11 protein-coding genes are annotated in these 10752 nt (G+C 47.3%); 7 read left to right on the top strand and 4 right to left on the bottom strand.

The annotated features are described in order from the left end of the window. Positions 1 to 885 (top strand): NADP-dependent oxidoreductase (locus tag VN105_RS22095; protein WP_325644283.1); only part of this gene is annotated, 885 nt, incomplete at its 5' end. Positions 886 to 993: 108 nt separating this feature from the next. Here VN105_RS22095 and VN105_RS22090 read toward each other — a convergent pair. Next, positions 994 to 1380 (bottom strand): helix-turn-helix domain-containing protein, encoded by a 387-nt coding sequence (locus tag VN105_RS22090; RefSeq protein ID WP_325644281.1) that lies wholly within the window; start codon positions 1378 to 1380, stop codon positions 994 to 996. A 105-nt stretch (positions 1381 to 1485) separates the two neighbouring features. Here VN105_RS22090 and VN105_RS22085 point away from each other — a divergent pair, with 105 nt between their 5' ends. The 3 genes from VN105_RS22085 (at position 1486) to VN105_RS22075 (ending at position 5052) form a co-directional block, all read left to right on the top strand. After that, positions 1486 to 2193 (top strand): DsbA family oxidoreductase, encoded by a 708-nt coding sequence (locus VN105_RS22085; protein WP_325644279.1) that lies wholly within the window; start codon positions 1486 to 1488, stop codon positions 2191 to 2193. 177 nt (positions 2194 to 2370) lie between these two features. Beyond that, the gene (locus VN105_RS22080) at positions 2371 to 3957 is read left to right on the top strand and encodes an oleate hydratase (protein ID WP_325644277.1); all 1587 of its coding nucleotides are present in this window, start codon (positions 2371 to 2373) and stop codon (positions 3955 to 3957) included. A gap of 141 nt (positions 3958 to 4098) precedes the next feature. Further along, the gene (locus VN105_RS22075; protein WP_325644275.1) at positions 4099 to 5052 is read left to right on the top strand and encodes an ion channel; all 954 of its coding nucleotides are present in this window, start codon (positions 4099 to 4101) and stop codon (positions 5050 to 5052) included. Between the two features lie 45 nt (positions 5053 to 5097). Here VN105_RS22075 and VN105_RS22070 read toward each other — a convergent pair whose 3' ends face one another. After that, a complete protein-coding gene (locus VN105_RS22070; protein ID WP_325644273.1) occupies positions 5098 to 6540 on the bottom strand; it encodes a sodium:solute symporter in 1443 nt (480 codons plus the stop codon). A gap of 192 nt (positions 6541 to 6732) precedes the next feature. Between VN105_RS22070 and VN105_RS22065 the strand changes: the two genes are divergently transcribed. Next, positions 6733 to 7665, top strand: a complete 933-nt coding sequence (locus VN105_RS22065; RefSeq protein ID WP_325644271.1) for a helix-turn-helix domain-containing GNAT family N-acetyltransferase — start codon at positions 6733 to 6735, stop codon at positions 7663 to 7665. A gap of 16 nt (positions 7666 to 7681) precedes the next feature. On the opposite strand, the gene VN105_RS22060 is transcribed toward VN105_RS22065, so the two are convergent. After that, on the bottom strand, positions 7682 to 8143 hold the full coding sequence (locus VN105_RS22060; RefSeq protein ID WP_325644269.1) for a DinB family protein: 462 nt from the start codon (positions 8141 to 8143) through the stop codon (positions 7682 to 7684). Positions 8144 to 8263: 120 nt separating this feature from the next. On the opposite strand from VN105_RS22060, the gene VN105_RS22055 reads away from it, so the two are divergent. Both VN105_RS22055 and rnhA read left to right on the top strand, forming a co-directional pair. Further along, the gene (locus tag VN105_RS22055) at positions 8264 to 9901 is read left to right on the top strand and encodes an acyl-CoA carboxylase subunit beta (RefSeq protein WP_325644267.1); all 1638 of its coding nucleotides are present in this window, start codon (positions 8264 to 8266) and stop codon (positions 9899 to 9901) included. Between the two features lie 69 nt (positions 9902 to 9970). Next, positions 9971 to 10432 (top strand): ribonuclease HI, encoded by a 462-nt coding sequence (gene rnhA / locus VN105_RS22050; RefSeq protein ID WP_325644265.1) that lies wholly within the window; start codon positions 9971 to 9973, stop codon positions 10430 to 10432. A 69-nt stretch (positions 10433 to 10501) separates the two neighbouring features. On the opposite strand, the gene VN105_RS22045 is transcribed toward rnhA, so the two are convergent. Continuing rightward, positions 10502 to 10752, bottom strand: a 251-nt coding sequence (locus VN105_RS22045; protein WP_325644264.1) for a hypothetical protein, incomplete at its 5' end; no start/stop codon positions are given.

The following is a 10752-nucleotide window of genomic DNA, read 5'->3' as shown; positions in this document are numbered from 1 at the left end:
GGAGGCCCGGAGCAGCTGCAAGTGCAGGAGGTACCGGTTCCGGTACCGGCGGAAGACCAGGTGCTGATCAAAGTGGTGGCAAGCGGTGTAAACCCTATCGACTGGAAAATAAGAGAAGGATTTATGAAGCACCCGTTGCCTTATGTACCGGGCGTAGAAGCCTCGGGTATTATTACTGCAGTAGGTGAAAGCGTGTTTGGCAAAAAGCCCGGCGATGAAGTATATGGCTCCGTAGATGGTTCTTATGCCACCTATGCAATTGCACAGGGAGAAGGCCTGTTCCGCAAACCGCATGAAGTTTCATTTGAGGAAGCGGCCACTATGGCCGGCGCCAGAACCGCCTGGGGCGCATTGTTTGATGTGGGCGGTCTTACAAAAGGACAACGCATCCTTATACATGCAGGCGCAGGAGGCGTAGGGCATTTTGCCGTGCAAATGGCCTATAACGCCGGCGCATATGTGATTGCCACCGCGAGTGCGGAGAATATTGATTTTGTTGCTTCCCTGGGCGCCAGTGAAGTGATCGACTACCGGGAGGCCCCTTTTGAAACCCAGATGGATCCGGTAGACATCGTATTTGATACCGTTGGAGGAGACACCACGGAGCGGTCGCTGTCCGTGCTCAAACCGGAAGGAACATTATTGTGCATTGTGCAGATGCCCGATCCCGGAAAAGTGAGTGCGGCAGGTGTAAACGCATTATGGGCGGGCACAAAAACGCTGACAGCCATGCAGGAAGTACATAAATTGCTGGAGAAAGGGCTGATCCGGCCTTATGTGCGTAAAGTGTTCCATTCGTTGCATGCCGCCGCTGATGCACAGGAGTACAGCCGTAATGGTGGTAGCGGCAGAGGCAAAATAGTACTGAAGATAGCTGAAGAATAAAGGGGCCGGTTAAAAAGTAAAATGAAGACGCTGAGAAATCGCGCAAAAGCGGTTTTGTCGCCACCACCTGCCCGAAAGGAGCCATGCTTTTTAGCCAGCCCTCCATTATTATTTCCCAAGTATTTTTTTCCGGTGCTGGATGCCCCATTTCTGAAGGGCAATGATCACACTGTCCAGCGTAGCGGCATAAGGGGTAAGCGTATACTCCACCGTTACGGGCTGGGTATCATATACCGTACGCTTCACCAGCTTATGTGTTTCAAGGTCTTTCAATTCCTTGGAAAGCACCTTCGATGTTATTTTCGGGATACTGCGTTCTATATCACGGAAACGTTTATGCCCCCGGGAAACAGCGATGATAATGGGCAGTTTCCATTTCCCGCTGATCACATCCAGGGCATCCCTTACGGGCATAATTACTTTGTGACAATCAGTATGGGAGCTGCTTTCCGTCTCCTGTCTTCCGCAATCTATTGTGAGTTCTTCTGTTTTCATCTGCATACAGTTGGTTACCTTTGGTAAAGCACTTACCTTCGGGAAACTGGTTACTTTTTGAAAGCAAATATATTAACTTTGCAGCTGGATCTTAAATTAAAAATGATGAAAGTAGAAATATGGTCTGATATCATGTGCCCGTTTTGCTATATCGGCAAACGGAGATTTGAAGCAGCGCTGGATAAATTCCCGGGAAAAGAGGACATCACAGTAGAATGGAAAAGTTTCCAGCTGAACCCATCCCTCAAATCCCAACCCGGAAAGGATGTATACGATTATGTGGCAGAAATGAAGGGGCAGTCGCGGGAATGGTCTTTAACAATACACGAACAACTGGCAGGAACCGCGCGTGAAGCGGGTCTTACCTATAACTTCGACAAAGCGGTGATCGCCAATTCGTTTGATGCGCACCGTCTTATTCAGCTGGCGAAGCAGCAGGGCCTGGGTGATGCGGCGGAAGAGCGTTTATTCTACGCCTATTTTACGGAAGGTAAGGATGTAAGCGATCATGCTACCCTGGTGGAACTTGGTGTGGAAATAGGATTGGATAAACCTGCAGTGGAAGCAGTATTGGAAACCACCGAAATGGCAGCAGCCGTGAACAGGGATGTAAATGAAGCGCAGCAGCTGGGCATCAGGGGAGTACCGTTTTTTGTACTCGATCGCAAATATGGCGTATCCGGCGCCCAACCGGTAGATGCATTCACACAAACCCTGGAAGCAGCGTTTGCAGAATGGAAAAGCACACAACCGGTAACTGAACTGGATACCTTATCCGGCCCCGTTTGTACGCCGGATGGAGATTGTAAGTAGTTTGATTTTTTATAAGGTGATTGGCTGATCAGCAGGAATGTTGGTCAGCCAATTTTTTTTGATCTAAACCTTTTGACCTGTCAGGTTGTTACCCAGTTTTCTGTTTCATTGTAATTATTCCTGCTGATGGGAAGCCATGCGCCTTCAAATAATTTTTAACCCATATCAAATGCAGTCATGACTAAAAACAATTCAGCCACTAAAGCTTATCTGGTAGGAAGCGGTATTGCTTCTTTATCTGCCGCCTGTTACCTGGTGAAAGAAGGCGGACTGGAAGGGAAGAACATCACCATTTTTGAGCAGGATGAAAAATACGGGGGAAGCCTTGATGCAGGCGGGAATCCAACAGAAGGTTATAGTATGCGTGGCGGCAGGATGTTTGAAGAGAAGTTCAATTGCACCTACGATCTTCTTTCCTTTATTCCATCGATAAGTGATCCTGAAAGATCAGCGAAAGATGAACTGATGGAGTTTCACCAGGAATTTTTCTGGAATGATAAAGCCCGCCTGGTGGCCGGTGGAGAAATTGTAGATGTAGCCAACCTGGGATTTCATGAAAGAGACAGAATTGACCTGGTAAAGCTTTGCGCTACACCAGAGGCGCTACTGGAGAACAAAACAATTGAAGACGTTTTCCAGGCACATTTTTTTGAAAGTAATTTCTGGTTCATCTGGTGCACCACGTTTGCCTTTGAACCCTGGCACAGCGCCATTGAATTTAAACGGTACTGCCTGCGCTTTACACACCTGTTCAGTACCATTGATACCATGTCGGGGATTTACCGCACGCAGTTCAACCAGTTTGATGCCATGGTAAGACCGATCGTAAAATGGCTCAAAGAACATAATGTACAGTTTGAAATGGGCACTGAAATAACGGATATTGCCATGCAGCTGGATAAGAAGGAGAAGATAGCCGAGAAATTATATATTAAACGAAATGGAAAGGATGAAGCAATTGAGCTCTCGGCAGATGATCTGGTATTTATAACTAACGGCAGCATGACAGCCAACTCTACCAACGGAAGTAAACAGGCAGCCCCGGTTTTGCAGACAGAGAAAACGGGAGGATCATGGAAGCTCTGGCAAAAGCTGGCAGCTAAAACACCTGAATTTGGCAATACAGCCCCCTTCTGCAGTGATATCCAGAAAACAAAATGGATGTCTTTTACAGTTACGGCAAAAGATGCTACCTTCTTTGACCTGCTGGAAAAGTTCTCCGGAAGCCCGGCAGGGAAAGGAGGACTGGTTACAATTAAAGACTCCAATTGGCTGCTGACGGTGGTATTGAACCATCAGCCGCATTATTATGATCAGCCAAAAGATGTATGGGTTTGGTGGGGCTATGGCCTGTTTCCGGACAAGCAGGGAAATTTTGTAAAGAAGAAAATGTCGGAGTGCAGTGGTGATGAAATACTGCTTGAATTATTGTCTCATTTGCGGTTTACCCAACAGGCACAACATATCATTGATACCTCCATTATTATTCCTGTAATGATGCCATACATTACCAGCCAGTTTATGCCCAGAACCGGTAAAGACCGTCCGAAAGTGATACCTGATGGCGCCAGGAACTTTGCGTTCATCGGCCAGTATGCCGAGATTCCGGATGATGTTGTTTTTACGGTGGAGTATTCTGTCCGCACCGCCCAAACCGCTGTATTTGGGCTGCTGAAGACAGACAGAAAAGTTTCTCCCTTTTATAAAGGACAATACGATCCCGGTATCCTGATGGATGCATTAAAAATGTTACACAGGAAATAAGACAAGGGGATTGATTTGTTCATAATGCCTTAGCACAATGCCGGAACGGCGGTGATCAAGCTCTTTATGTTAAAACAGCGGCGCGCCGGCCTGTAATTATCCTCTTTTTTCTTCTTAGCTTTACGCCTCAAATATCCATTTATGGCGCTTCTGAAAAGAATTAACCCTTTTTCCAGGCAAAACAACGATACCGGTTTTGGTATTAATGCCAATGGCTATGGCGGCCGCTTTATTAACCGCGACGGCAGCTTTAACATACGCCGGGAAGGACGTTCGTTTATGCAGCGGTTTAATATTTATCACGCCTTGCTGAATGTACCTGCCTGGCAGTTTGCCCTGGTGATCCTTCTTTTTTATTTTTCCATCAACCTGCTTTATACCGGCATTTACTGGTGGATAGGCATCAACGGGTTCCAGGGGATCATCGGCAAAACCAGCTGGGAGCGGTTTAAAGAAATTTATTTCTTCAGTACCGAAACCTTTACCACGGTGGGATATGGCCGTGTAAACCCGGTAGGCGACGGGGTAAACCTGGTGGCTGCTATTGAGGCTATGACGGGCTTTCTCTCTTTTGCAGTAGCTACGGGTCTTATCTACGGTCGTTTCTCAAAGCCCCGTGCACACCTGTTGTTCAGCGATCATGCACTGATCACTCCTTACCAGGATAAAACAGCGCTGATGTTCCGCTTTGCTTCTTACAAAGAAAATCATACCCTCACGAATGTGGAAGTATTGGTAACCACCGGCCTCCAGGTACAGGAAAACGGAGCAGCAGTATATAAATTTTACAACCTGGCACTGGAACGTGGCAAAGTAGAAACCTTGTCAATGAACTGGACGGTTGTTCATCCCATCGATGAAAACAGTCCTTTCCTCGGGTTTACCGCACAGGACCTGGAAGTGGCGGATGCGGAGATCTATGTAACAGTAAGAGGGTTTAATGACGTATACTCAAATACGGTATTGCAACGTACGTCTTATACCTACCAGGAAATTATTTATGACAGGAAATTTGTGCCGATGTACCGGGAGAGCGATAACGGCACAACTACCGTGCTGGAGCTGCACCATCTGAATAAAACAAAGGAAGTATAAGGATTTTCCGGATGCAGCTATTATAACTGCATCCGGAAAACAGATTTAATCTTTATGTGAAATCAGCAGCAATCCAATGAAGGTGAACAGCCCGTTGATGATCAGCAATTCAAGTCCTATCTGGAACTTACCAAAAATGTTCGCCTGGTAAATATCTACCACCAGGCAAAGCAGTGGCGCCGCTACGCATATAACAGGCACTAACGCATCCTGCACCTTACGTTTGGTTAAAATACCGAAAGCAAAAAGCCCCAGCAGTGGTCCATATGTATAGGTAGCCACTTTCAGGATAACGCCTATCATGCTGTGGTTATTCACCCATTCAAACACCATCACAAACAGCAGGAAAATAAATGCCATGAGCAGGTGAATGCGCTGCCGGTATTTTTTCTTTTCCGCTTCTGTCCAGTCTGTCCGTTTTTGCATATCCAGGATATCGATACAAAGGGAAGACGTAAGGGCCGTCATAGCGCCGTCGGCACTGGGGAACAGCGCAGAAATGAGTGCAATGATAAATATCACGGAAATCACCGGTGGCATATGATGCAGTGCCAGCTCCGGGAATAACCCGTCGCCGGTGGCGGTTACCTGCTGTTGTGCGCCGTATAAATGAAGCAGTCCGCCCAGGTACAGGAACAGGCCAATGACAATCACCATAATGAATGCCAGTGATACCATGTTCTTCTTCGAATCTTTTAAAGTTTTTACGGAGATGTTTTTCTGCATCATCTCCTGGTCGAGGCCGGTCATTGTGATAGTGATGAACGCTCCCGCCAGAATCTGCTTTACGAAAAAGAGCTTGTCGTTCGGGTCGGTGTTAAATATTTTTGTCAGCCCCCTTTCGCCCATTGCGGTAAAACTTTCGCCCAGGTTCAGGTGCATGGTATGCAGTATATAGCCTACGCAGATTACCAGTCCGGCCAGCATACAGGTGGTTTGCAGGGTATCGGTATATACAATTGTTTTTACGCCGCCTTCATAGGTGTACAGCAGTATCATAAACAGGATGATAATGGTGGTAAGCCAGAAGGGCACACCGAAGCTGGAAAGGATAGCATCCTGCAATATCCTTACCACAAGGTATAATCTTGCTGTTGCACCCAGTGTGCGGGAAAGGATAAAGAAGGAGGCGCCGGTTTTATAGGAGCTTTTCCCAAAGCGGCTGTCGAGGTAATTATAGATAGATGTTAATTGCAGCCGGTAATAAAGCGGTATCAGTACATAAGCGATAGTGATGTAGCCGATAAAATATCCCAGGGTGATCTGCATGTAAGAAAAGGCATCGCGGCCAACGGCGCCGGGCACGCTTACAAAAGTAACCCCGCTCAGGGAGGTGCCTATCATGCCAAAGGCAACCAGCATCCAGTTGCTGTTACGGTTCCCGATGAAAAAGGAATCGTTGTTGGAATTACGGCCTGTATACCAGGCTACCACCAGCAGGATGACGAAGTAGGCAATAACGAATGAGAATAATAATCCTGGAGACATACATCAAATTTAATCAAGATACTACTTTCCTGCTAAAGGCACAAAAGAGCAAAACGCAAATATAGCGGGTTGCCTGATAAAAGGGTAGTGGATTTTGTCTGACCCCGGACAATTTACATTACTTGACAAAAGCAAATTTATTATTTGCTTTTGTCAAGTAATTATTTACTTTTGTCTGGAAAACAAGTAGCTATGAGCGCAGAATCAGCGGTTGTCAGCGATATCCGTCGCTTTAACCGTTTTTATACCGGCATGATAGGTTTGCTGAACCAACATATCCTGGAAAGTAATCTTTCCTTATCGGAAGTAAGGGTGCTGTATGAAGTAGGGCAGCTGGGAAAATGTACTGCCGGGCAATTAATCGGTATCCTGAAAATAGATGGGGGATACCTCAGCCGCATGCTGAAAAAGTTTGAGAAAGGAGGATGGCTGAACAGGCAGCAGTCTACCGCCGACGGACGTACGTTTTTTCTCCATCTCAGCGCTGCCGGTAAAAGATTGCTGTCCGGCCTGGAGGAGAAATCTACCCGTGAGATCCGGCAGATTACCGGTCATCTCACCGGAAAACAACAACAGCAGGTGGCCGGCGCCATGAAAACCATTGAGCAGGTATTAACTGCGCAGCCGGAGGAGCAAGCTACGGATATACATATACGTTATAACCTCCTTCCGGGTGATGTTGGCTATCTTATTTACCTGCACGGGCAGCTGTATGCAAAGGAATCGGGGTATAACCTGGAGTTTGAAGCCTATGTATGTAAAACATTTTACGAATTTCTCCCCACTTATAACCCGGCAAAAGACAGGATATTCCTGGCAACCGTAAATGAACAGATTGTTGGTTCCGTGGCTATTCTCGGATCTTCCCGGCACCTGGCTCAATTACGCTGGTTCCTTATCCATCCCGATCACCGGGGTAAAGGACTCGGGAAGAAACTGCTGCAGGAAGCGATCACCTTCTGCAAAGAAAAGAATTACCAGAAAGTTTACCTGATGACTACCAGCATGCAGGAAACGGCGATCGCCCTTTATAAAAATGCGGGTTTCCGCAAAACCGGCGAGAAGTACCTGCAGCTATGGGGGCAGCAGCTTTATGAACAGCGTTATGACATGGATCTGTTTTAAGACGCATTTACCCCTCTCAGGCGTATTTATGTAACAGTACTATCTGCCCCAGGTGATAGGCATCATGTTCTGCCAGTCCCTGTATATAGTAAATCGCCTGGTGATCTGTGCCCGGGAAGATATCAAACAGCTCCTTCTCAGGGAACTTCCGGACAGTAGCCGCCATCAGCTCAAAAGAGTGCGCCAGCCGGTGTATAGTAGCCTGCCAGTTCTCTTCCCCGTGATTTTCCGGCATATAGAAATCGGGCAGGTCGCCGTCCTGCTCCGGCGCTTCATTATGCATATACCGCTGCACCCGCTGGTGCCAGAAAATAACATGGTTTACGATCTGCCAGATATTGTTGGATTCCCCGAAAGATTTCACCGCCTGCCGGGCATCGATGCGCGAAAGATGCACCTGGAACGTAACATCGATCCAGGGATCGCCATTGTAAAGCTTTTCAAGTGATGCGGCTAAGTGCTCCAGTAATAAAGACATACCATAGGATTTTTATTTTTAAAGATATCCGGTGTCAAACACCGGCAGCCTTCCCCTTATTCGTAATTTACTGAATTCTTTCCCTTATTTTTAAAGAATATAAAAACCAAAACCATCGTTATGGATCAGCAGCAACTGGAAGCCAACAAAAATGAAGATGCCATGCGGATGGCAATCAGCACCATGAAACAACGCCTGGGCGTAATAGAACAGGGCGGCGGAAAGAAAAGCCTGGAGAAAGTGAGACAAAGAGGTAAGCTCACCGCCAGGGAACGCATTCAGTACCTCGTCGATAAAGACACTCCCTTTACCGAAATCGGCGCATTTGCCGCATACGACATGTACGAAGAATATGGTGGATGCCCCGCAGCCGGCACTGTAGGCGGCATTGGGTATGTAAGCGGCCGGCAATGTATGATTGTAGCCAACGACATGACCGTTAAAGCCGGGGCATGGTTCCCCATGACCGGTAAAAAGAACCTGCGCCTCCAGGAAATCGCCATGGAAAACAGGTTGCCGGTGATTTACCTGGTAGACAGCGCCGGCGTATTCCTTCCTATGCAGGATGAAATTTTCCCTGATAAAGAACACTTCGGCCGTATTTTCCGTAATAACGCCCGCATGAGCGCCATGGGCATTACACAAATTGCCGCCGTTATGGGCAGCTGCGTGGCCGGCGGCGCTTATCTGCCCATCATGAGCGATGAAGTGCTGATGGTGGAAGGCAACGGCTCCATTTTCCTCGCAGGCCCTTATCTCGTGAAAGCCGCCATCGGGGAAGACGTAGATGCGGAAACGTTAGGAGGCGCTGTTACACATACAGAGATCTCCGGGATCGCCGATTATAAATTCAAATCTGACCAGGAATGCCTCGACCAGGTGAAGCGTATCGTCAGCAAAATTGGCGACGCCGGAAATGCAGGCTTCGACCGGGTAGCACCCCAGGCGCCGGCCAAACCAACCGATGAGCTGGACAGCGTGCTGCCGGCCGATAGCTCCCGTCCGTACGACATGCTGGAAGTAATAGATCGCATTGTAGACGCCGGCACATTCGACCAATACAAACAGGATTATGGTAAGAGTATCATTTGCGGCTATGCGCGCATCGACGGATGGGCAGTGGGTATTGTGGCCAACCAACGTAAAATTGTGAAAAGCCGCAAAGGTGAAATGCAAATGGGAGGCGTTATTTACAACGACAGCGCCGATAAGGCCGCCCGCTTCATTATGAACTGCAACCAGAAAAAAATTCCACTTGTATTCCTCCAGGATGTAACAGGATTCATGGTAGGCAGCAGAAGTGAACACGCCGGTATTATTAAAGACGGCGCCAAGCTGGTGAATGCCGTTGCTAATTCCGTGGTACCTAAAATTACTGTCATCATCGGGAACTCCTATGGCGCAGGTAACTACGCCATGTGTGGAAAAGCCTATGACCCGCGGTTCATTTATGCGTGGCCATCTGCAAAGATTGCAGTAATGGGCGGGGAACAGGCAGCCAAAACATTATTGCAGATCCAGGTAGCCTCCCTGAAAGCAAAAGGACAGGTGATCACACCGGAAGAAGAAGCCCGCCTGTTGAAAGCAATCACCGATAAATACAACGAGCAAACCACTCCTTATTACGCGGCCTCCCGGTTGTGGGTAGACGATATCATTGATCCTGCCGATACCCGGGTAAGAATTGCAGAAGGTATTAAAGCTGCTAACAACGCACCCCTGGAGCAACCTTTTAATGTAGGGGTTTTCCAGGTATAAAGAACGGAGGGGAAAGTGTTCGATCCCCTCCGCACTTTTCCTTATCTTCGCGCTTCTTTAAAATTGAACATGGCTGAACTGGTAGTATATACAGATGGTGCATCCCGCGGTAATCCCGGCCCGGGCGGATATGGCGTTGTGCTCATATGGGGAAATGTAAGAAAGGAATTATCACAGGGATACCGTAAAACCACCAACAACAGGATGGAACTCCTGGCGGTGATTGTGGCACTGGAAGCATTGAAAAAAGACGGCTTAACCGTGACGGTTTTTACAGACAGTAAATATGTAGTGGATAGCATAGAGAAAGGATGGTTATGGGGCTGGGTAAAAATTAATTTTAAAGAGAAAAAGAATAAAGATCTCTGGCTGCGCTTTATCCCTTTATATAAAAAGCACACCGTGAAGATGCAATGGGTGAAGGGTCATGCCACCAACCCTTTCAATAACCGTTGTGATGAACTGGCCACACAGGCTGCTGATAGCGGCAACTGGCTGATAGACGAAGGTTTTGAAAAGGGACTCGCATAAACAATAACCGCTTCTTTCTGAACCAACCGACGGGCATAATTGTAAGATAAGCACAAATTTAAATTCCTGTTATACTCTCCTGGTTAACAGACACGTTGCAACAATACCCGGTGGCCCATGCCACTGCTGCCAGGTGGCCGACATAACGCTCACTACCTCCGGCGTCATCATCGCATTACTGATGCATAAAGGCGGTTGATTTCCGTTCATCACATTTTTCAACAATAAAACCCGCGTCTGTGTTGAAAATCTATTTTCACGAAAAATTTTTTCCTCAACATTTTTAACAATTCTTTTGTTTTTAATAGTGAAAGCATATA

This window comes from Chitinophaga sp., from assembly GCF_035564935.1.
Classification (GTDB): domain Bacteria; phylum Bacteroidota; class Bacteroidia; order Chitinophagales; family Chitinophagaceae; genus Chitinophaga.
This window is presented reverse-complemented; position numbering and strand designations above follow the sequence as displayed.

Bases quoted from the DNA above. Each gene is read 5' to 3' on its own strand.
- VN105_RS22090 (WP_325644281.1), bottom strand. From the start codon at position 1,380: ATGAAAACAGAAGAACTCACAATAGATTGCGGAAGACAGGAGACGGAA.
- VN105_RS22085 (WP_325644279.1), top strand. From the start codon at position 1,486: ATGAAAGTAGAAATATGGTCTGATATCATGTGCCCGTTTTGCTATATC.
- VN105_RS22080 (WP_325644277.1), top strand. From the start codon at position 2,371: ATGACTAAAAACAATTCAGCCACTAAAGCTTATCTGGTAGGAAGCGGT.
- VN105_RS22075 (WP_325644275.1), top strand. From the start codon at position 4,099: ATGGCGCTTCTGAAAAGAATTAACCCTTTTTCCAGGCAAAACAACGAT.
- VN105_RS22070 (WP_325644273.1), bottom strand. From the start codon at position 6,540: ATGTCTCCAGGATTATTATTCTCATTCGTTATTGCCTACTTCGTCATC.
- VN105_RS22065 (WP_325644271.1), top strand. From the start codon at position 6,733: ATGAGCGCAGAATCAGCGGTTGTCAGCGATATCCGTCGCTTTAACCGT.
- VN105_RS22060 (WP_325644269.1), bottom strand. From the start codon at position 8,143: ATGTCTTTATTACTGGAGCACTTAGCCGCATCACTTGAAAAGCTTTAC.
- VN105_RS22055 (WP_325644267.1), top strand. From the start codon at position 8,264: ATGGATCAGCAGCAACTGGAAGCCAACAAAAATGAAGATGCCATGCGG.
- rnhA (WP_325644265.1), top strand. From the start codon at position 9,971: ATGGCTGAACTGGTAGTATATACAGATGGTGCATCCCGCGGTAATCCC.